The sequence below is a fragment of the Pseudanabaena sp. UWO310 genome, assembly GCF_006861605.1.
In the GTDB taxonomy this organism is placed as follows: Bacteria; Cyanobacteriota; Cyanobacteriia; order Pseudanabaenales; family Pseudanabaenaceae; genus Pseudanabaena.
Map to the genome: position 1 here is coordinate 32,498 of NZ_SELU01000013.1, position 21,468 is coordinate 53,965.

The following is a 21,468-nucleotide window of genomic DNA, read 5'->3' on the forward strand; positions in this document are numbered from 1 at the left end:
CGATGTTCATAGTTATTTCTAAGGACTATAGAAAGAGGGCAATAGTTTGTATTTGGAATTTACTAGGGAATGATTTTCTTTAATGATTTACTAACTACTCAATTAATTATCATATCCAGTAATCTCACTAATTATTATGCCCAGTATCTCAAATAATTATCCTGCTAACTAAACATTATATTTATAGATATTTACAGCAAACCTAAATGCTTTGCAGAAGTTCAACCTAAAGGAGTACAACTCCATAAGCCCAAAAATTCACAAATGATTTAGGACTACTATAGTTAGATGAATATAATTAAAAACTAGAGTCAAAACTGTGGCGTAAGCACAGCGATCGCCATAGTTTTTAGATATTATTTTTAGATATTATTTTTAATTATGCCTAGACACTTAGGTAGTGATTAATAAGCAATAAGTAAATTAGCAAAAAATATATAAGCTATTAAGTAGCTAGGCATAATTAAACTTAAAACCCAGAAGAGCATACCGCCCGCTGCGCGGGCGGTATACTCTCTATTTTTGGTTTTTAATTATGCCTAGCTACTTAATAAAATATTACTGCTTGATCAGTCAATAGACATAATGCCTATAAGTAAGTGGACTTAATTAAATATAAAATCCTAAAACCTGCGACGCACGCTCTGCGTGCGCCGCAGGTTTTAGATCGGGATTTTAATTATGCTGAGGTACGTATAGTAATTTTGGCGTTAGTCAGCCCCAAAAGGATGAGTGGCGGCGCTTTGCGCCGCCACTCATCCTTTTGGGGTTTTGATTATGTCCTAACAGAAGCGGATACAGAGGTAAAGTCATCGCTCTTAGCGATCGCCAGCGATCGCCTTGGACTTACAGTGTTTTGCACTCAAACCCAAACCAAGAAACTTTTTGAAAGTGTTGCGAAGCAACACTTTCAAAAAGTTTCTTGTGGTTCTTTTGATCGAAAATTGCTGTAACCTAAAAACACTTAACCTAAAAATAATTAACCTAAAAATAATTTATATACTGGATTTTGGCTTTCATCCCAATAGCGATAACCAAGAGTATCAAGGAAGGCTTGCCATTCTTCCATCTCTGAAGGTGGAACCTGTACACCAACAACAATCCTTCCATAATCCGCGCCATTATTGCGGTAATGGAACAAGCTGATATTCCAATTGGGACTCATGGAACCAACAAACTTCATCAAGGCTCCTGGACGCTCTGGGAACTCGAAGCGATAGAGCAATTCGTTATGGGCAAGGGGCGATCGCCCACCGACCATATGTCTTAAATGGAGCTTAGTCAGTTCATCATCAGTGATTTCGATCGCCGTAAATCCATTCTCCGCAAAAGTTTTAGAAATCTTCGCGGCATCGGCACGATTGATAATCTGTACCCCAATAAAAATATGAGCAATTTCCCGATCGGCAATGCGATAGCTAAATTCGGTGAGATTACGTTTGCTCATATGTTCGCAGAATCGACGCAAACTGCCCGACTTTTCGGGAATTGTCACGGCAAAGATTGCTTCGCGATGTTCGCCTAGTTCGGCACGTTCGGCAACAAATCGGAGGCGATCAAAGTTCATATTTGCCCCACAAGCGATCGCCACTAGGGTTTGTCCTTCGATTCCCTCGCGCTCGACATAGGCCTTTGCTCCTGCGATCGCCAAAGCTCCAGCGGGTTCTAAAATCGATCGAGTATCCTCGAAGACATCTTTAATAGCGGCGCAAGTATTATCAGTATCAACTAACAAAATCTCATCGACATATTGCTGACAGAGCCGAAATGTCTCTTGCCCGACTTCACGCACAGCAACGCCATCGGCAAATAGACCGACTTGATCGAGGCGGACTCGCTGTCCCGCCTTGAGCGATCGCGACATCGCATCGGAATCTACTGGTTCCACTCCAATAATTTTTATTTCAGGACGCAAGCGTTTTACATAGGCAGCAACGCCCGAAATCAGACCACCACCACCGATCGCTACAAAAATCGCATGGATTGGCTTCTGATATTGACGCAAGATCTCCATGCCAATCGTTCCCTGTCCTGCTATCACATCGGGATCGTCAAAGGGATGGATAAACGTGAGATTTTTTTCTTTCTCCAGTTGACGGGCATAGGCATAGGCATCATCGTAGGTATCGCCATATAAGACCACTTCACCACCGCGCATTTTTACGGCGTTGACTTTAACAAGGGGGGTGGTCACGGGCATGACAATAATTGCTTTGGTTCCTAATTCGCGGGCGCTGAGTGCCACGCCCTGCGCGTGATTTCCTGCGGAGGCAGCGATGACACCCTTGGCAAGGAGTTCTGACGGTAACTGCGCCATTTTGTTATAAGCGCCGCGCAATTTAAATGAGAACACCGATTGCATATCTTCTCTTTTCAGCAACAATCGGTTATTTAACCTTGCCGATAGATTGGGAGCAAATTCTAAGGGAGATTCTTGCGCGACATCATACACGCGAGCTTTGAGGATTCGTTCTAAATAGTCAGATTGCACAGCGTCGTCAACTTATTTTCATCAATAGAGCAAACTATAATTTTACCCTCTTTTTCATATTTTGGTATTTTCGTCAATAATTCATAATGCCATGCCCAAGGTTGAACGTGGCGAACAATTCCTACAAACCAAACCCTACAAAAACCCACCTTGATTGAATAGTTTGATACCAATTCCAAAAATGGCGTTGCCATTTTTAGAATCTCAAAACCTTACTGGGTTTGTTTTCTAATTCACTGAAATGAGTTAACATTTCAGTGAATTGGTATTATAGAGCAACGTAAGGTTTGGTTCCAAAAGATGGGTGGCAGCGTGCCATCCATCTTTCGGCATTTGATTTATTCTAGCTATTTCTTGTGTTGTTATATAAGTAAGTAGGCTTAATTACTTATATAACCCTAAAACCTTCGGTGTGCTGCAATCGCTAAAGGGCTTTGGACTTTATATTTAGTTACATCTAACTACTTACATAAAACATTCAAAATGGCTATCAAATTAGATTCAGGTTTTGAAATTATTTATTTAAGTGACCTTAAATACAATGAAATGACTGTAGAACTTCAATATAAAGGACAACAAGTTGCACAAATTAATAAGGATAAGGGTTCAGATCAAATGGAAATAGACATATATTCTGAATATGTTATTCCAGATTTTTTGACAGATCTAAAATTTCCTCTAAAAGACTTTTTAGAAGCAATAAATATGGCTACTATAGCTTTAAGAGAAGCTTGAATTGATTTTTACTTAACTCGATCTATAGATTGCTTCGTTCCAAATATGCGTATCAAATAAATGATCGCATTTGATGCGATCGCAAAATTTGGAGGTATGCTTCGCGGTAAACTTTACTAGAGTGAAAATTTTAAAGGCTTATGCACGGCAAATTCCCATTGCATCCCCCCATACGTTTCGGCACTGATGGTTGGCGAGGTATTATTGCAGACGACTTTACCTTCGAGCGCCTAGCCGCTGTCGCGCCGATCGCTGCCCATGTTTTGCGTGAAACCTTTGGTGCATCAGGCAGTAACACGATTATCGTCGGATACGATCGCCGCTTCATGTCCGATGCTTTTGCCAAACGCACTGCCGAAGCGGTTGCGGCGATCGGTTTTGATGTTTTGCTTGCCGATGACTTTGCGCCTACCCCCGCTTTTAGTTGGGCTGCTTACGAACGCCAAGCTCTGGGCGCATTGGTAATCACCGCTAGCCATAACCCAGCAAACTATTCAGGATTAAAAATCAAAGGTGCTTTCGGCGGTTCCGTATCCCCCGATCTGACACTCAAAGTCGAAGAAATTCTCGAAAGAGGCGACTTTGTCTATGAAAATCCCCAAAAAGGCAAGATCGAAACCTTTAACGCATGGGCAAGTTATTGCGCAGCCCTGCGCGGCAAGGTAAATATTAAGGCAATCCAAGAAGCGATCGCTGAGGGAAAGTTAACATTGTTCGTGGACGTAATGCATGGAGCCGCAGCAGGTGGTTTAGCAAAAATTTTAGAATTACCATCGCCCGATCAAGCAAACTTAATTGAGATTAATTCTGATAACGATCCACTCTTTGGTGGTGGCGCTCCCGAACCTCTCCCCCGTTATATCGCGGAAATTCTCCGCCAAGTCAAAACCTATCACCACGATCGCCCCGAAAAGACTTTAGTAGGATTTGTCTTTGATGGCGATGCCGATCGCATTGCGGCTATTGATAGCGAAGGGAATTTTCTGAGTTCGCAGATCCTCATTCCCATTCTCCTAGAACATCTAGCCAAATATCGTAGTTTTAAAGGAGAATTGATTAAAACCATCAGTGGCTCCGACCTGATGCCTAAGGTTGCTAGCCTTTTCGATTTACCAGTATATGAAACACCCGTTGGGTACAAGTATATTGCGGAGAGAATGCTGTCAGGCACACCTTGCTTACTGGGTGGCGAAGAATCGGGAGGTATTGGCTATGGTAATCATATTCCCGAACGGGATGCCTTGCTCTCGGCTCTATATGTATTAGAAGCGATCGCCATATCAGGCAAAGACCTAAGCGTTCTGTACCGCGATCTCCAAAAGCAAACTAATTTTTTCTCCCATTACGATCGCATTGACAAAAAACTGTCAGGCATGTCAGCCCGCGAGAAACTAGTCTCTACGCTCCAACAATTCTCATTAACAGAAATCGCTGGACGCAAAGTCATCGAAGCTCAAGCCCCCGATGGATTTAAGTTTCGATTGGATGACGGCAGTTGGCTGCTAATTCGTTTTAGTGGTACTGAGCCTCTGCTGCGCCTCTACTGCGAAGCAGCAACGCCTGAACTCGTTCATAAAACCCTTAACTGGATTTCTAATTGGGCAGAACAATTTAACTAAATTTCTAAATAAAGAGGGCGCTTTGCGCCCTCTTTATTTAGAAATTTACAAAATTGCTGTAATTACAACCTAGAAGAGCGTAACGCTCTTCTAGGTTGTAAGTTTACTTATGCTTAGCTACTTAGTTATAGCCATATTCACTTAAGTCAGGACATCAAACCCAATAGAGAGTTGCGGCGCTTCGCGCCGCAACTCTCTATTGGGTTTGATGACTATAGCTATATTTCTAACAAGCTTCAGCTTCTAATACGCCACGGAGAGTTGACAAACCTTTTTTGAGCTGACGGGAAATCGTAACAGCACTAACCCCCAACATTTTCGCTACTTCTCTTTGAGGTAGATCTTCAATAAATACGAATTCGACAATTTCTCTTGTACGTTGTTCTAATAGGGATAAGGCTTGTTGCAAACGGAACTTCTCATCTTGCTGCATTTGCATATTGCTCTTAGGATCGGCAACGAGATCGCCAATGGAAGCAGAATCATCTTCCTCAGAACGGATGGGCGCATCTAAACTCAGGGGAGCGCGATTTTGGTAGGCGAGTTTTGTCTCTTGCCATTCGTTCAAGCTAACGCCTAAAGCATTGGCAACTTCCCTTGCAGATGGTTCTCTTTGCAAAGTATTACGGAGCTTTTGCATGACGCGCACTGATTGCTGTTGCAAATCTAGACAGCGACGGGGAATACGTACCGAAGAACTTTTGTCCCTTAGATAATGCTGAATTTCGCCGCGAATATAACGGACGGCAAAGGAACTAAAAGCATAACCCCGATTTAATTCAAAACGTTCTAAGGCTCCAATTAAACCCATTGACCCCACCTGTAATAAATCATCATAGATTTCTGAATGACGATCTGCCCAAAAGGTTACTTCTTTTTTGACTAGTCCGATATTTAAACGTACGAGGCGATCGCGCAAATATGCTGATGGGGCTTTGCGATATTGATTGAGTAGTTCGAGGGTCGTGGTTTTGTCTGCTGCCGAAAACTCACGAGCTTTGTGAGTATGAATGCTGCCTGACAGTTTAGAAATATTAGATTTAACGGCGAAGGTTGCAGTAGTCATAGTTTTGCCTTGAACTAATCAAGCCCATTTATCAAGTCATTTAAGAAAGTTACTTGTTCGATGAGATTAGATTAGTGCTTGGCAGGGCGATCGGTCACCTTTCAGGTTGTTAGGGATTACTAAATATCTAAATTGCTAACACCTAACAGTATGTTAGGTGTGATATAGCTACCGCCAACTGCATCAGAACATAAAACCCAAGATCGTGTTGCCGCGCGGAGCGCGGCAACACGATCTTGGGTTTTAATTCTGTCCTAACAAGACTGGCAGTAGCTATGGCTGTCGCCAATTGTACTTGGGCGTAAACCCCAAGAATTGAGTGGCGGCGCTTCGCGCCGCCACTTAATTCTTGGGTTTCTAAACTTTGGGTAACTGGTACTGAGCGACGATCCGCTTGGCAAATTCGGGAACATGGGCTTCTAGCTTCTTGGGATAATTGCGCCGAACGTAGAGAAAGTTGCGGACAAAGTGGGAATCGATGGAAAATCTGCCATATTCCAAGCCCTTAGGACCCACCTTATTGACGACGAAACTAATGATCCAAGCCAACCAGATGGGAAGGGTCATAGCATTATCATAGGCGGAGATGCCCTGTTGCACTGCTGCACGGCGATCGCCTTGGGAAATTACAGGTTGCACTTGCAATTGATCCTTGATTAATTCCAGCATCTCTTTGCCAGTTTCATTACGGACGACAATCCATTGCCATCCAAAAGTTGCGCCCATATAACCCACCACGATATCGGCAAGCGCATTGGTATAGTCAAAGCAGGTCATGCAGGAAGGGGCAAAGACATCCTTAAGTTCCTTCGTATTTAGTCCAAAAAAAGGTACCTGTTCGGTCGAGCCATCGGAATGCTTAAAATGGACGTTAAAGTCTTGCATAAATTCATAATGCACGACGGTTTCAGGCGAGCGACTAGTAGTATCGAGAAATTTCTGTAAGCCCGATCGCGTCACATTGTCAGTACAGGGTGTGCCTAATACATAGAGCTTTTCTAAACCAAGCTTACTTTCCACCGTGCGTAAAGCCTGTATTTGGCAGCCGACCCCGATCGCCAATAGCCTTTTCAGGCCCGATTGCTCGATCTGCTCTAATACGGAGAGATTGGGAGAAAGTGTGGGTTTATTAACCCTAGCCGCTAATATTTCTTCACGATTACGGGCGATTACGGGCTGGGGGGTGAAGCGATCGCTGGTACTGGATTGCACGCAGATGACACCCTCAACTAAGCCCCGTTCTAGCATGGCGATCGCGAGACTCGATACAATTCCCGTCCATTGCGCTCCCTCAATGGGTTCCGTTTTACGGGCGGCAATCATTTCTTGATGCACGCCAAAATATAGTTCTTGCTCGTTATCGAGATGGCGCGATCGCCCGTGGGACTGAGTTTCTAGTTCATCAATATGTTGTGTAATAAACGCGCAAGCATCTTTGACATAGTGAATATAATGAGTATCACAGAGCCCACACTCACTGCATAACTCTTTGGCGGGGCGGCGTTGGGTATCTGCAAGCCCTTTTGCCCTGCGATGGGATGGAACGACGGACATTTTGGTATTTGTTACTAGATGGATCTACCTAGATCATATCTTTTTTGGGTTATGGGCGATCTCAGCTACAGGGGAATCGAGATACAGAGATTCGTGCCTTCATTTTCTTGGCTTTGAATATTGAGGTTGCCACCATAAAAATCGACTAGGGTTTTCGCTAAACATAACCCCAACCCCAATCCTTGCTGCTCGTAAAATTGGCGATTGAACTGGATAAAGGCTCCAACATTGGCAATCTGGACAGTACTCATCCCTCGCCCGAAATCTTGGATTTTCAATATCCATGTCTTATCGCTAACCTTACTGCTGATATAAACCTTACTGCCCTTAGGGGAATATTTAAAAGCATTGTCAATCAACTCTCCCGCGATCTTCGCCAAATCCTCCGATGAAATTGCCAACTCAGTCTCGGCGAGATCCATCGCTAGGTCACTCGAACGACCGTACATTTTTGCCTTGCGATCGCCTACCACGGCGATCGTAAGGTGGCTACTACAGGGATATATCGATGTGAATTTGGATTGACCTTGCGATCGCATAACGATCAAACGGCTATAGAGCAAATAGTTTTGGATGAGTCGATAGAGACGTTCTGCCGAATGGTGAATTCCCTCAGAATATTCATAAACCTCCGCAGGAAGTAACTCTTCGCTTTGCAGCATCATTAATTCTGACAATCCCATGATCCCCGATAGCGGAGTCTGTAATTCATGGGGCAGAGAGAGGGTAATACTCGTTCGCAGGGCTTCTAGCTTTTCCTCTACATGGCGATCGATCGCTTTTTGCTTGTTAAGACGTACAGAAATTGCTTCGAGTAGCTCGTCTTTAGTACAGGGCTTTTCTAAATAGTCATCTGCCCCCAACATCATTCCCTTACGATTGCTTCGACGATCCATCATCGAAGTCAAAAATAGAAAAGGAACCGTACTTAGTGCCTTATCTTGACGTAATTGTTGGAGGACTTCATAACCATTAAGTATTGGCATCATGACATCGCAAAGAATTAAATCAGGGGGTCTTTGCTTGGCAAGAGTTAATCCTTCAGCCCCATTTTCAGCGGTGATTACGTCAAATCCTTCCACGGAAAGTAGATCTTCAAGAGAATCGCGAATTAAGTCTTCATCTTCGATGACTAATATGCATGTCATGAGTTGGTTTGGGTTTGGTTTGGGTTTGGGTTTGGGTTTGGTTTGGGTTTTGTTTTTTAGTCTATTTCTAATCTATTTTTTACTTTATAGCTATAGTCAAGTAAGTTATACCAATTCACAAACAAACCCCAAACTCTAAAAGATATAGCAACGTAAGGTTTGATAAAACCGCAAATATGAGTGGCGGCGCGAAGCGCCGCCACTCATATTTGCGGCTTTATGTCCTAGCTATTTAACGTGAGTTCAAGATAATTTGAAACTAGCTTTGAGAAAGGGTTTGCTACGCAAACCCTTTCTCAAAGCCCAAAAGTAAAAGCCTTGCTACGCAAGGCTTTTACTTTTGGACTTTTAAAATTTGTCAGCTTAACCCGAACTGACGTTATATAGCCGCAGTCACTTGACTTAGGACAAATCAAACCCCAAGAATTTACTGGCGGCGCTTCGCGCCGCCAGTAAATTCTTGGGGTTTATGTCTTAGTACGCTTGACAGCAGCTATAAAATCACAAAATGGCGTAGCCATTTTGTGATTTGGTATTACTTATTGGCGATTGAGGAAAATCGTAAAAATTGAACCTTGAGGTTGATTGTTTGTCACTGAAATTGAGCCTTGATGAGCTTCAAGAGTCATTTTACAAAAAGACAGCCCAAGCCCAATTTGAGATACTCCCAGTACAATATTCCCAACTTCGTACTTTTCAAAGATAACCTGTTTTTGGTGTGAGCTGATCCCTACACCCTCATCGATTACTTGAATTTTAATTAGATCTTGGCGATCGGGATTTTTGGGCAGACATCCCACTTTGATCGTCACCGAGCTTTGCTGGGGCGAGAACTTAAGCGCATTATCAATTAAGTTGTCTAGTACACGGCGAATTAGGTATAGATCGCCAGAGATATAGGTCGGCTCATCGGTAAACTCACTGACGATCGCAATTTGTTTGCGCTGGGCAATGGGGGCAAATCCCGCTAGCACCGTTTTAGTTAGATCGGTCATGTCGATCTTGGTGCGATTGAGGATCAATTTATTCGCCTCGATCCTACCAATAGTTAAAATATCGTCAATGAGCAGTCGCATTTGCTCGATCGCTTTACTAATCTGGTCAATTCTTCTGGTGGCGCGATCGGGTAGTTCTAAACCTCTTAAGGAGTCACAACCCAACAAAATCCCGATCAGGGGATTACGCAGATCGTGGACGATGGTTTGCATCATTTCTTCACGCAACAGCATCGTTTCTTGTAGGCGATCGTATTGGGACTTGATACGCAGCATGGAGATGACGCGGGCGCGGAGTTCTGTACTATTAATTGGTTTACTGATAAAGTCATCTGCCCCAGCATCCAAACAACGGGCTAGATCCTCTTTATCAGCGAGAGCCGTAACAATAATAATGGGGATATGTTGCCATTGCCGATCGCTTTTAATTTGTTGACACACCTCAATGCCATCCATATCGGGCATCATCACATCGAGTAAAATAATGTCAGGGTTGATCCTATCGAGGGAGGCGATCGCATCCGCCCCATTGTCTTGATGATGAAGCTCGTAGCCTTCTTTAAAAAGCAAAATTTCGATGACATCAAAATTAGCTGGTTCGTCATCAATGACTAAAATTACTGGCTTCTTTCCCATAGTATTCGCATTTGTATTAGAAATATGGTAGTTGCTTTCCCCCTCGCAACTAACCGAATGTAGTTTCTATTCTGGCAGCTTTTCATTTAACATGGCGTAAGATATTTCGCGGAAACTTCCTATGACTTCAGATGTCAAAACTCTAGCAGCGATCGATGTTGGCACCAATTCCATTCACATGGTAATTGTGGAAATAAAAACTTCGATTCCTAGTTTTACTGTGATTGAGTCAGAAAAAGCGACGGTGCGTCTAGGAGAACGCTGTTCCCAAACAGGCAATTTGACCGAAGATGCCATGCAGCGATCGCTAGAAGCTTTAAAACGATGTCAAGAGATCTGTCGCACTCTTAAGGTGGAAGAAATCGTAGCAGTCGCCACTAGTGCTACCCGTGAGGCTCCCAATGGGCATGATTTTATCCGCCGCATTTATGAAGAATTAGGCTTACATATTGAAGTTATCTCAGGGCAGGAAGAAGCTCGCCGCATTTATTTAGGCGTAATTTCGGCAATGGAACTCAGGGATGAGCCCCATCTATTAATTGATATTGGGGGCGGATCTACGGAGATGATTTTGGGGGATGGTCGCGATCCGATGTACTTGAGCAGCACCAAGATTGGGGCAGTCCGTCTAACGGATTTATTTGTGAAGAGCGATCCAATTTCCCCATCGGACTATGACTATTTGATGGGATATATTCTAGGCTCGATCGAGCGACCCACCGATGATTTGCGATCGCTACTCCATAGTAAAAATATTAAATCTCTCAAAGCGATCGGTACATCAGGAACGATTGAAACCCTCGCAATTTTGCATTCCAAAGAAAAAACAGGGCTAGTTCCCAATCCGCTCCAAGGCTATGAGATTCCCTTTGCCGATCTCGAAAATATTGTATGGCGGTTGCGGCGAGCCGATCTAGAAGAGCGCACCCTCATGGTACGTCAAAAGCGAGCCGAGATTATTTTGGCAGGAGCATTAGTTCTTTTAGAAACGATGCGACTATTGGGAGTTCCCAAAATCACGCTTTGTCAAAGTGCTTTGCGGGAAGGTTTAGTTGTGGATTGGATGATCCGCCACGGCTATATCGAGGATGGTTGGCGCTATCAGAGTACAATCCGCGATCGCAGCATTCTCAAACTTGCTGATAAATATGGCATTGACCTTAGTTACGCCAAACAGGTTGCCGCTCATGCCCTCAGTCTCTTTGATCAAACTAAGGGGATTTTCCATGAATGGGGGCATGAGGAAAGGCATCTGCTCTGGGCGGCTGCCATGTTACATAATGCGGGGCATCACATCAGCCATGACGCTCACCATAAACACTCCTATTACTTAATCCGTAATGGGGAATTGCTGGGGTATACCGAATCCGAAATCGAAACGATCGCCAATCTGGCTCGTTACCATCGCAAGAGCGAACCAAAGAAAAAACATGACAATTTCCAAAATTTAGATAACGAGCATCTCAAGCTGTTTGTACGGCAAGCTAGCACCTTTTTACGTCTGGCGACCGCCCTAGACCGTCGTCAAATTGGAGCGATCGCGGCAATTCGGGTAGTGTGTAATATTCGCACCCGCACCTGTACTTTGCAACTTTCCCCCCGACAGCCTAACGATCCCTGTAGTTTAGAACTTTGGAGTTTGGATTATAAGAAACAGCCCTTTGAAGACCAGTTTAATGTCATGCTTTCAGTATCATTAGAGTAGGTAGGTTTAGCCTTATCCAGATAAAAGCCTCGGTATAGCTCACGGTGCTTGGCGCTGAACCAGAAATTTGATGAAAGGGGATGCAAAAAGCATTTCTAATAAAAATTTCTAATAAAAATTTCTAATAAAAATTTCTAACAAAATCCGACGGTTGTTTTGATTGCAAGTTGCTGTAATTTATAGGCGAACCTCCGCATGGAAGGGTCTCTCTCTTTAATCATTATTATTGCGATCGTGGCAGGTATCTCTGCTCGCGTCATAGCGAATTTTTTTCGTGTGCCGAGTATCGTGTTTTTATTGCTTTTTGGTGTGGCGCTGGGGGGCAATGGCTTAAATATAGTCCAGCCGCGCCTGTTGGGCGATGGCTTAGAGGCGATCGTATCTATCTCCGTGGCGTTAATTTTGTTTGATGGCGGACTCAATCTCCAGCTCAAAGAACTCGGTAAGGTCTCCGCCAGTTTACGAAACTTAATCACCATTGGGACTTTGATTACTTTGATTGGCGGTGGGGTTGCGGCTTACTGGTTGAGCGAATTTCCTTGGACGATCGCTTTTTTGTATGCAGCCCTAGTCGTCGTCACTGGTCCTACAGTGGTGAATCCGATCGTGGAAGAAGTGGGGCTAGATCGTCGCCTTGCTACAATCCTTGAGGGTGAAGGGGTATTGATCGATGCGATCGGTGCGGTACTTGCCGTGGTAGTTCTCGATGTCGCGTTAAATCCCACTTCAAGCGTATTTGCGGTGGTCAGCGATCTGGGATTGCGATTAGGAGTTGGGGGCTTACTAGGAGCGATCGCAGGTTGGTTACTGGGTCGATTTTTGCAACAGGCAGTATTTCTGGCTGAGGATACCAAAAGTGCCGTCGTCGTCGCCGCAGTGCTGGGGCTATTTGGGATTGCTCAAGAAATTCAGAGCGAATCGGGATTAACCGCAGTCGTACTAATGGGCATAGTCCTCAGGGCTTCAGAGATTCCCAATAGTCGCGCATTGCTCAAATTCAAGAGCCAATTGGTAGCCCTCATTGTTTCCGTTCTCTTTATTTTACTTTCCGCCAATCTGTCGATTCCGAGTATCTTTGCTCTAGGTTGGGGTGGGGTACAGACAGTTCTCTTTTTAATGTTGATTGTCCGTCCGCTTAACGTAATTGTCAGCACTTGGAATAGTAGTCTCACTTGGCGACAAAAAGCTTTTCTATCTTGGTGTGCGCCGAGAGGAATTGTCGCCGCTTCCGTTGCTTCCCTTTTTTCAATTTTATTAACCGAACGGGGAGTTAATGGAGGAGAATCCATTAAAGCACTGGTATTTCTGACGATCGCCATGACTGTTTTTTTACAGGGTCTATCGGCGAAGTTTGTTGCCAGAATCCTCGGACTGAATCAATCGGATATCTCTGGCTTGGTGATTATTGGCAGTAATCCCATCGGCATCTTAGTGGCGCGACTGTTTCAGTCCAATGGGCAGCGAGTGGCGATTATCGATACGAGCGCCGAGCTTTGCAAGCAGGCGGCCGCCTATGATATTCCTGCCTTTGTCAGTAATGGACTAGATTCTAAGTCCTTGGCTCAAGCGGGACTAGACTCGGTAGGAACCTTTGTCGCCTTGACGGTCAATACCGATGTAAATATCGTGATGGCACAACTTGCCGCGAAAGAGTTCAATCCACCCAAGGTATTTGCAGTTTATATTAAAGAAAATGAAGGCGATCGCAATGGACAACCTGAAGTCCAACAGGCTTTTAGCGCTCGCGTTCCGATCAAAACATGGAATCAATATATTTTGCAACGAGAAGTAAGAGTCGGCGAGTTTTTGCTCACCGATGAGGAACTGCAAGATCAATTGAACCGTTTTAACACGATGTTTAATGCGGGAATTCTTTTGCCTTTGCTGTTTGAGCGCAAAGGACGATTACAAATTGTCTCTGCCGATATGTTATGGGAAAAAGGCGATCGCATTGTTTATTTGCTCCATACCCCCAAGGCTTTGACTCCTGCACAATCGGAATCACTTCCACCGAATACCCTCGATATTACACCTGTGGTTTTATCCGATCTCGATATTGCCAAAAAAACTAATGATTCCAATAGTTCTGGAATAGGCAGCAATGGCGATCCAGCCGCCACTAGTCCAGATTATTTTCTAAAAATGGCAAAGGATATTCTCAATCGGCGATCGTAAGGAACTTGCTATAGCAACGTAATACCAAGTGAAGAAATGGCGTAGCCATTTCTTCACTTGGTAAAGATGAGTGGCGGCGCTTCGCGCCGCCACTCATCTTTGAGCAAACCTTACGCTGGCTTCATTAAAGTACCTCTTCGACAAGGCTCAGCCAAATTTATGAGCATAGCTCCTATGGCTGTATATTCAGTTCTAGGAAACTCTTGGAATCAGAATTTATTTCTAAGATACTGGGCTGGGCAGACTTCCCATTAACGAACAACTTATAAATATCTACTTTGAGGTCTTCTAGATAGTAAATTCCAGCATTATTAGTGATTGATGCAAATCGCTTCTTGGAATTGCTTCGCGACACAAATTCCACATTAGCACCTATGATCGGCTTGCCATCTTTATCGATCGCTCTTCCCGTCACTACATAGGATGGCGCAAGTGGAATTGTAATAGTTGTATAAGTACCAGGAACAACCGTTACTGCATAAGCTGTCGATGATGATTTCCAACCAAGAGGATAACCTGCGGGATCTATATCTAATCGATAGGTATTTGGTGGTAGCTCAAATAAAACTCCTTCACGAACGACTTTGGGATGAGATATGCCAAACCTACTGAGGGGTTGATTATTAATTAGGAATAGAGTTGCGATATCTTCAGTATAAAGATCCTCGCCATCATCTCGAACTCCATTATTGTTTTTATCAAAAAATGGCTGTAATAGGACACCTCCTTGAGTGCGTAACTTATCTAATTTTGATTCGTCACTACTCAAGTCCGCACCAGATTGCCATAGTACGCTAGTGAAGAGACTAAGGCTTATCGAAGAATTATTGTTATTTATGTCCACTTGCTTATAGGCTAATCTCAAGCCTATCCCTGGCAGAATAGCTGTAGATGCCGAAACAATCAATCCACTTCCTTGAGAGCTAACACCATAACCAATTGATAGGTCTAATAAACTTTTGCCATCCCTATCCGTCCAAGGAGTTCGATAAACTAAATTGAGACTTGCTAAATAATTGTGATCACCAGTCTCATAGTTAAGGCTAATGGCAGTATCACCAGAATTAAAGAAGCGCTTATTAGCAAGGTTGTAGATTAATTCAGAAGAAATTTGTTGATTGAAACGACGAATGCCGAACAAAAATGGAGCGATATTAGCACGCAAATTACCATTAATCCCCTTGTCAGCATTATAACTTAAGCTTAAAAATATGGAATTAAGATTGAGGTTAAAACCTGATTCTAATCCATTACTGATGCCGCCAGAGTACCAATTAGAAAACAGCGCAAGTTGCGGACTTAATGTCCAGTATAGGTTAGAGACAAAAGACTTTTCATCGCCTCCCAATCTCAAGCTAAAATTATTAGTTATATAGCTAACATCAGCATTAAAACTAATTTTATTACCAGCTAATACCCCAACCCTCAAAGTTAGCGGCGAATTTACTGGCTGATAAAGTATTTCGCCATAGGGTTGAGTAGAATTATCATAGACCAATCCAGCACCAAAGGTAATTTCATCAGTCAGTCCCAAATAATAAGCTGCACCACCTTTAAAATCGCCAAAACTACCAAAGAAGTTATCGTTGCTTGAGATGCGGTTTAAACCTGCGCTAAGAATAAAAGCTGATTTTCCTGCGCTAACTTGACTTTGTAAATTGCGGTAATTTAAGGAAACTTCTTCGGGTTTAGCACTTAAGTCGCCTACTGGATAAAGTAGCAACTTATAATTAATATTTCCATTACCCGTTAAAGAGTTATTAGCGGTCACCACGTCATCAAAATTGTATTTCCCAGAACTATCTACGAGTTTTTCTGCAACGATCAAGTTATCATTTTGGGTAACTAATTGAACTAAAGTGCCCGGTTTAGCTTCTCCCGTAACATTGCGGACAAGCTCATTAGCGCTAAGTCTTTGCTGAGGGGTAACACCACCATAGGCAAAATTAGTATTATTTGCTGCTGTATAACCTGAGCGCTGAATTAGCGTTACACCAAAATAATCACTTTGGTTGCGATCGAATCTACTCCAAAAAGGTAACTGAGTACCTATCAAATAGTCTGAATATGGACTAGGGCGAAAATATTGCAGTTCATTTAGTTGCCAACTACTAACCCCATTATTATTAAGTTGCTGAGTCCTTGAAAATAAGCTCCCGCCAGCAATCACACCTATAGCTTTAAATTCCGAGTTGGAATTTAAATTGCTATTCACACTATTATTTAGATTATTATAGAGGTTATTAGAATTTGCAGTTTGAGTTTGATTCAAGCTCGTTCGCAAAGAGATTCCCGTAAGACTAAAAGATGGCGGTGTAACTTGTTGTAATCCTACTAAATTAATCGGAGCTTCCTGTTCCTGATAGGGGCGATTACTAATTCTGGCAGTTAGCCAAGAGGGAGACAAAACGATCGCATATTCGGCAAGACTAAACTCAACGGGGGTTTTTAAAAGATTTCTAATTTGCGCGATCGAAATGGCTTGACCAATATCTGGATCGTTTATGAGGACTTTGGGATCGATAGTAATGATTGAGCCGACGGATCGCAATTCTAGTTGCCCATCATCTTTGGGAATCACATTAAATTGTAAGGCTTTAGTAACATCGGCGAAGGGAATTAGCCAGTTGTTAAAATCAATGGCTTCTTTACCATTTTCTGAACCCTTGACTGTTACGGAAGGAATGACATTATTTGCTCCAAGATTAATGCCCATCGGAAGAATTGAAAGTTTTTGAGATAATTTAAGGCTAGACTTAGGACTAGACTTAGGACTAATTGGAGCGGCGGGAGAGAATTTAGGAGTAAGCTCTCGTTGATTTACAGGAATCGTAATTTTTGAAGCTGAAGATCGCTTACTCAAGTCTTCTTTTTTTAGTTCTTGGGCATTGACCAGCATATCCATCCCAAAAACACCAAGAAATACACCGATCGTGCAAATTTTCGCTGTATTTAGGCACAAAGAAGCCAGCCTTGTATGAGTCTTGGATACAAGCTTCATGTTTATAGAGTGTTGATTAAATCGAGTACAATCTCAGCCACTATGGAATAGTAACTGGGAAATTGAAGGGCACTTGTGTAGGATTAAGCGGGTCTCCCCAAAGCAATTCTCCCGTAAGTTGATATTTGCCAGCAGGTATATTTTCTTTTGCCCGTTCCTTAGTAAGCGTGATGGGAATATTTCTCATGCCTTCAGCAATAACCGTAGTAGTAGTAATTTGACCTTCTAAACTTTGTTTTCCCTCTTGCTTTAGTTCCCATTTACCTTGAGTGCGAATCGTCACATTGCCTTTGTTGAGAACTGATAAATAGAGTTCTTTAGTTTTAGAATCGTAACTAATTTCTTGGGGAATTAAGCTTTCAAGAGTTTCACCTTGACGAACATATACTACTACTCCAACACGAGTCGTAATATTCAAACCTCCTTTCTGCTCTAAACTATTTGGCGGTTTGACAGGTTCGGCAAAAATGACAGACCGATACTCGCCTAGGTTCATACTGGGCAAGAGTCTGGCTAATAATCTTACCCTACGGGTTTGTTTGGGCTCTAAAACTACTTCGGTTGGCGAAAAAATGAGATAGGGAGACAAATCATTAGGACTAGATTCTATAACTTGGAAACCTTTAGAACCATAGGTAAAGGGATTGGCGTATAACTTCATCTTTACGACGGCATTACCAGTATTCACTAGGGTAATAGAACCTGTTGCGGTTCCTTGCTTGGCTTTCGTAGTTATGATGAGAGGCGACACATTAACCTGAGCTTCGGCTGGCTTGTGGGAGAGTAGCAATCCACAAATCCCAACACTTGTAATAATCGAAATACTTTGCTGGATAGATGTTAGTTTCAACATTAATTATTACGTCTTGATAATTTCAAGGTGAAGTTATATTTATAGTGACTCCGTACATGTAAGTACCTGCAAAGAATTTATTGGGTCTTGTTGATTGCATACTTATTGCCATAGGAGTGGTAGTCGATCCTGAGAAGGTATCAGTTATACTGGCATTCTGACTGACACTCTTATTTCCACTATTGCTATAGGTTAATTGTGCTGTTGTCGTAGTACCAGAGGGATTTGTCTTAGCCGATCCACTAATTGAAGTTAAAACGGCATTGGAAAGACTAATCGTAACGCCTATACTGCTAACAGTATTATCAACTTCTAGACTACATTGGGCAGGAGTTGCTGTAACAAAAGTGTATTTACCACTTAACGCTAGGCTACCTGTAGAAGAGCAGGTTAAAGATAGTTGTGCAAATGCTTCAGAAGGAATAAGGTTAGGTATTATTGCAGCCAGAGCTACAAAAATTAGTTTTCTCATTTGTCTTGTTCTATAACAATTGGGAACAATTTTAATCCTTCTTGTTGGAGAAAGGCAGCAAAACCCATATTATTTTCTTAGTTCCCTCTCCTACAGGAGCTACCTTATATATGAATACATGAGTCTTTGTATCTTCGTTGTGATTTATGAAGATTTATAAGTCCCTCAATTTTGGGAGACTTTATACAAATTCACGAAAGTGTGACAACACTTTTGTGAATTAAAAACTAAACATAACAAAGTTTTTAAGTTAAGAAATAGCTTAGCCACTTCTTAACTTGGTATTAGTTTGGGATAATTTGAATCAGTTTTTTGGAGATGTTTTGCTAAGCAACACATCTCCAAAAAAGAGGTTGAAAAACTTTGCGATGACTGTAAGTAGGTTAGCAATAAAAGCTTATCTAGAAGCTTATTTAGAAGCTTATTTAGGCTTTAGCGAAATGTGATTAGCGAGGCGCAATCACATTTCGCTCCTTACCTTGATTAGTTAGGTGTCACGGTTACAGCGACATTAGCAAGATAAGTACCATCCAACAATTCTTGTCCACCAGCCGTTGGGTTCCATGTAGATTGAACGGTAGCGCCAATGTTGCCTTGAGTGTCTGTCTTCCAAGCAGAACCAGTTGCAGTACCATTTCCAGTCTGAGTTGTATTCTGTGTGCCATCAACTGTACTAGTGACTAATGCAGTATGAACACCTGCCAACAATGTTGCATTTACTGGTGCAGTGGGGGGGGTCGTTACTACTACAGCGGACACTCCTACGGTATCGCTATTGCAGTTAAATGCGACAGTATCCGATGCCTGAAGCTGTAAAACACCTCCAGCACCCGAACCAGCATAGGCAGTTTTTGTGTAAGTATTTGCAGTTCCAGATGTGTTGCCTGTAAAATCTGTGGATACAGCACAGGATGGATCAACAGTTCCAGTGAAATAAGTAGTAGAACTTGCTGTTGTAGGCGCAGCAGAAGCTGATAAAGCTGCCATGAATGATGTAGCGATAGCAAAACCAGACGCAATCAGAATGCGACGAAATGCATTAGACAACATAATTTTTCTCTCTTTTTAATAGTCTCGAAGTTTACTGAATGGATAATGTTTAAATATCCATGAATCAAATATTGCAAGAAGATATTTAGGAATTGGTAATGATTAATTAGATTTCCTCTAATCAATTCTAATCAGTCCTTAAATCCCCCCCGGGATTTAGTTTTGACGCATTAAATTTTTATCTTCTTTTTTCCCACCCGCTTATTTTATATCAGGTAAACCCTACAAATGTCAAGCATAAATCTAAAGTACAGAACAAAAATTTAATGAAGTTAAAGAAAGCTTGAGAGTTGAGATGAAATTCACAGATAAAGTGATGGAGGAAATCAAAACTAAGAAGTACCAAATATAAAACCAGAATCGTTGGCGCGGCTCCGCCGCGCCAACGATTCTGGCAAATCTAGATTGGTATCTTATTCTCTCGCAAGTCCCTTAGTATATAGAGTGAATAAAGCAATATATTTAGAAAAACTTTCAGGGTCTTGAAGATGAGTAGACTCTAAACAAAAACATAAAGAATCTAAAGCCAATGTCTCCGTTTGTACCAAGAGCTTTGATTCTAGTTCTTTATTATGCCCAATCACTTACAGCGCTTTGTGCTCAAACCCAAACCAAGGAAATTCTTGAAAGTGTTGCAAAGCAATGCTTTCAGGAATTTCCTTGGTTTGGGTTCGTTTGATCGATAATTGCTATACAATCTGACATTTAGCGGTAAAATCTAAAAGAACTTCTTGTACTTTCACCTAAAAATAATTGTTATGTACGACTGTATTGTTGTGGGCGCAGGTCCATCTGGTGGTTCAGCTTCCTATCATTTGGCAAAACGAGGACGGTCAGTTTTGCTACTCGAAAAAGAGAGCCTACCTCGATACAAACCTTGTGGTGGTGGCGTTTCACCGATGGTACAAGAATGGTTTGATTTCGACTTTTCGCCCGCAGTTTCACTAACTGTTAGCAATATTCGGTATACATGGCAGATGGGCGATCCCGAACTAGTGGAACTTACTTCTAAGGAACCTGTCTGGATGGTACGCCGTGACGTATTTGACCATTACCTCGTACAGCAAGCGCAAAAATTAGGTGTAGAACTTCGCGATCGCACGGGAGTTACAGGGCTAGAGTGGAAAAGCGATCGCTGGCTAGTGAAAACAGAACAAGAGGTTTTTGAAGCTCGCTATGTAATTGCTGCCGATGGGGCAAAAGGTTCGATGGCAAAATGGTTGGGATTTAAAGAACGAAAAAGACGGATGGGAGCCGCCCTCGAAGTGGAAGCGCCCCATTCCAGTCCCGATGTGAGTGCCGCCCATTTTGATTTTGGATCTGTACAGAATGGATACATTTGGAACTTTCCCAAAGCCGATGGTTATTCCATTGGGGCGGGAACCTTTATCGGTGGAGAGAAACAAAATCTCAAGGAGATTGCGGCTAGGTATGCCCAAGAATTTGGTATTGATGTCACTTCCATGAAACAATTCGGTCATCCTATTTGCCTATGGGATGGCAACCAACCGCTCCATACCCAAAATGCTCTACTTACAGGCGAATCAGCTTGCATCGTCGATCCCTTTACCGCAGAAGGAATTCGCCCTTCGCTCTTAACAGGGATGTTGGCAGGTCAAGCGATCGATGCGGCGATCGGTGGCGATATTGATGCACTCAAGCAATATACCCTCCAAGTCCAAGAGGCCTGGGGCGAAGATATGGCTTGGGCTCAAAGAATCGCAGGCATCTTCTATCGCATTCCCAGTTTTGGTTACAAGATGGGCGTGAAGCGTCCTAGCGCAAGTCAGCGTATGGGCAAAATTCTTTGTGGTGAATTGCGCTATCGCGATGTGGCTGGGGCTGCGGTGAAACGGCTTGCCAAGGGGCTCATTGGAATGAAATAAATTCCTCTAAGTAGCTTAAAACCCAGAAGAGATTACCGCCCGCGACGCGGACGGTAATCTCTTCTACTTTTTGAGATAGATT

At 42.8% G+C, this 21,468-nt stretch carries 16 protein-coding genes; 6 read left to right on the forward strand and 10 right to left on the reverse strand.

Annotated features, from left to right (window positions below):
* Positions 1 to 599: 599 nt before the first annotated feature.
* The gene (locus tag PseudUWO310_RS06155) at positions 600 to 953 is read left to right on the forward strand and encodes a hypothetical protein (protein ID WP_142599867.1); all 354 of its coding nucleotides are present in this window, start codon (positions 600 to 602) and stop codon (positions 951 to 953) included.
* Between the two features lie 26 nt (positions 954 to 979).
* Here PseudUWO310_RS06155 and ilvA read toward each other — a convergent pair whose 3' ends face one another.
* Positions 980 to 2,491 (reverse strand): threonine ammonia-lyase, biosynthetic, encoded by a 1,512-nt coding sequence (gene ilvA / locus PseudUWO310_RS06160; RefSeq protein WP_142599868.1) that lies wholly within the window; start codon positions 2,489 to 2,491, stop codon positions 980 to 982.
* Positions 2,473 to 2,685, reverse strand: a complete 213-nt coding sequence (locus tag PseudUWO310_RS06165) for a hypothetical protein (RefSeq protein ID WP_142599869.1) — start codon at positions 2,683 to 2,685, stop codon at positions 2,473 to 2,475. The genes ilvA and PseudUWO310_RS06165 overlap by 19 nt, the downstream gene beginning before the upstream one ends.
* Before the next feature lie 289 nt (positions 2,686 to 2,974).
* On the opposite strand from PseudUWO310_RS06165, the gene PseudUWO310_RS06170 reads away from it, so the two are divergent.
* Both PseudUWO310_RS06170 and PseudUWO310_RS06175 read left to right on the forward strand, forming a co-directional pair.
* Entirely contained in the window at positions 2,975 to 3,226 is a 252-nt protein-coding gene (locus PseudUWO310_RS06170) for a hypothetical protein (RefSeq protein ID WP_142599870.1), read from the forward strand.
* Positions 3,227 to 3,366: 140 nt separating this feature from the next.
* Positions 3,367 to 4,845 (forward strand): phosphoglucomutase/phosphomannomutase family protein, encoded by a 1,479-nt coding sequence (locus PseudUWO310_RS06175; protein ID WP_190315923.1) that lies wholly within the window; start codon positions 3,367 to 3,369, stop codon positions 4,843 to 4,845.
* A 226-nt stretch (positions 4,846 to 5,071) separates the two neighbouring features.
* Here PseudUWO310_RS06175 and PseudUWO310_RS06180 read toward each other — a convergent pair whose 3' ends face one another.
* From PseudUWO310_RS06180 to PseudUWO310_RS06195, 4 genes are all read right to left on the reverse strand, one after another.
* A complete protein-coding gene (locus tag PseudUWO310_RS06180) occupies positions 5,072 to 5,911 on the reverse strand; it encodes a sigma-70 family RNA polymerase sigma factor (RefSeq protein ID WP_142599871.1) in 840 nt (279 codons plus the stop codon).
* 357 nt (positions 5,912 to 6,268) lie between these two features.
* A complete protein-coding gene (locus PseudUWO310_RS06185; protein ID WP_142599872.1) occupies positions 6,269 to 7,465 on the reverse strand; it encodes a Coenzyme F420 hydrogenase/dehydrogenase, beta subunit C-terminal domain in 1,197 nt (398 codons plus the stop codon).
* A 65-nt stretch (positions 7,466 to 7,530) separates the two neighbouring features.
* A complete protein-coding gene (locus PseudUWO310_RS06190) occupies positions 7,531 to 8,613 on the reverse strand; it encodes a hybrid sensor histidine kinase/response regulator (RefSeq protein WP_142599873.1) in 1,083 nt (360 codons plus the stop codon).
* A gap of 539 nt (positions 8,614 to 9,152) precedes the next feature.
* Positions 9,153 to 10,244, reverse strand: coding sequence for a response regulator (locus PseudUWO310_RS06195; protein WP_142599874.1), 1,092 nt, complete (start codon positions 10,242 to 10,244; stop codon positions 9,153 to 9,155).
* Positions 10,245 to 10,365: 121 nt separating this feature from the next.
* Here PseudUWO310_RS06195 and PseudUWO310_RS06200 point away from each other — a divergent pair, with 121 nt between their 5' ends.
* Both PseudUWO310_RS06200 and PseudUWO310_RS06205 read left to right on the forward strand, forming a co-directional pair.
* Positions 10,366 to 11,949 carry a Ppx/GppA phosphatase family protein gene (locus PseudUWO310_RS06200; RefSeq protein ID WP_142599875.1) on the forward strand — a complete coding sequence of 528 codons (1,584 nt, stop codon included), beginning with the start codon at positions 10,366 to 10,368 and terminating at the stop codon, positions 11,947 to 11,949.
* Positions 11,950 to 12,144: 195 nt separating this feature from the next.
* Positions 12,145 to 14,124 (forward strand): sodium:proton antiporter, encoded by a 1,980-nt coding sequence (locus tag PseudUWO310_RS06205; RefSeq protein WP_142599876.1) that lies wholly within the window; start codon positions 12,145 to 12,147, stop codon positions 14,122 to 14,124.
* Between the two features lie 172 nt (positions 14,125 to 14,296).
* Here the strand turns inward: PseudUWO310_RS06205 and PseudUWO310_RS06210 are convergent, their stop codons facing one another.
* From PseudUWO310_RS06210 to PseudUWO310_RS06225, 4 genes are all read right to left on the reverse strand, one after another.
* Positions 14,297 to 17,125 carry a carboxypeptidase-like regulatory domain-containing protein gene (locus PseudUWO310_RS06210; RefSeq protein ID WP_142599877.1) on the reverse strand — a complete coding sequence of 943 codons (2,829 nt, stop codon included), beginning with the start codon at positions 17,123 to 17,125 and terminating at the stop codon, positions 14,297 to 14,299.
* A gap of 40 nt (positions 17,126 to 17,165) precedes the next feature.
* A complete protein-coding gene (locus PseudUWO310_RS06215) occupies positions 17,166 to 17,978 on the reverse strand; it encodes a hypothetical protein (protein WP_142599878.1) in 813 nt (270 codons plus the stop codon).
* Between the two features lie 22 nt (positions 17,979 to 18,000).
* Positions 18,001 to 18,450: a hypothetical protein gene (locus PseudUWO310_RS06220; protein WP_142599879.1), complete on the reverse strand. Its 450-nt coding sequence runs from the start codon at positions 18,448 to 18,450 to the stop codon at positions 18,001 to 18,003.
* Positions 18,451 to 18,933: 483 nt separating this feature from the next.
* Positions 18,934 to 19,500, reverse strand: coding sequence for a hypothetical protein (locus PseudUWO310_RS06225; protein ID WP_142599880.1), 567 nt, complete (start codon positions 19,498 to 19,500; stop codon positions 18,934 to 18,936).
* A gap of 758 nt (positions 19,501 to 20,258) precedes the next feature.
* Here PseudUWO310_RS06225 and PseudUWO310_RS06230 point away from each other — a divergent pair.
* Positions 20,259 to 21,386, forward strand: coding sequence for a geranylgeranyl reductase family protein (locus PseudUWO310_RS06230; protein WP_142599881.1), 1,128 nt, complete (start codon positions 20,259 to 20,261; stop codon positions 21,384 to 21,386).
* The last annotated feature ends 82 nt before the right edge of the window (positions 21,387 to 21,468 follow it).

Excerpts from the sequence above, each read along its gene's own strand:
- PseudUWO310_RS06165 (WP_142599869.1), bottom strand. The coding sequence starts at position 2,685 with ATGGCAACGCCATTTTTGGAATTGGTATCAAACTATTCAATCAAGGTG.
- PseudUWO310_RS06170 (WP_142599870.1), top strand. The coding sequence starts at position 2,975 with ATGGCTATCAAATTAGATTCAGGTTTTGAAATTATTTATTTAAGTGAC.
- PseudUWO310_RS06175 (WP_190315923.1), top strand. The coding sequence starts at position 3,367 with ATGCACGGCAAATTCCCATTGCATCCCCCCATACGTTTCGGCACTGAT.
- PseudUWO310_RS06180 (WP_142599871.1), bottom strand. The coding sequence starts at position 5,911 with ATGACTACTGCAACCTTCGCCGTTAAATCTAATATTTCTAAACTGTCA.
- PseudUWO310_RS06185 (WP_142599872.1), bottom strand. The coding sequence starts at position 7,465 with ATGTCCGTCGTTCCATCCCATCGCAGGGCAAAAGGGCTTGCAGATACC.
- PseudUWO310_RS06190 (WP_142599873.1), bottom strand. The coding sequence starts at position 8,613 with ATGACATGCATATTAGTCATCGAAGATGAAGACTTAATTCGCGATTCT.
- PseudUWO310_RS06195 (WP_142599874.1), bottom strand. The coding sequence starts at position 10,244 with ATGGGAAAGAAGCCAGTAATTTTAGTCATTGATGACGAACCAGCTAAT.
- PseudUWO310_RS06200 (WP_142599875.1), top strand. The coding sequence starts at position 10,366 with ATGACTTCAGATGTCAAAACTCTAGCAGCGATCGATGTTGGCACCAAT.
- PseudUWO310_RS06205 (WP_142599876.1), top strand. The coding sequence starts at position 12,145 with ATGGAAGGGTCTCTCTCTTTAATCATTATTATTGCGATCGTGGCAGGT.
- PseudUWO310_RS06210 (WP_142599877.1), bottom strand. The coding sequence starts at position 17,125 with ATGAAGCTTGTATCCAAGACTCATACAAGGCTGGCTTCTTTGTGCCTA.
- PseudUWO310_RS06215 (WP_142599878.1), bottom strand. The coding sequence starts at position 17,978 with ATGTTGAAACTAACATCTATCCAGCAAAGTATTTCGATTATTACAAGT.
- PseudUWO310_RS06220 (WP_142599879.1), bottom strand. The coding sequence starts at position 18,450 with ATGAGAAAACTAATTTTTGTAGCTCTGGCTGCAATAATACCTAACCTT.
- PseudUWO310_RS06225 (WP_142599880.1), bottom strand. The coding sequence starts at position 19,500 with ATGTTGTCTAATGCATTTCGTCGCATTCTGATTGCGTCTGGTTTTGCT.
- PseudUWO310_RS06230 (WP_142599881.1), top strand. The coding sequence starts at position 20,259 with ATGTACGACTGTATTGTTGTGGGCGCAGGTCCATCTGGTGGTTCAGCT.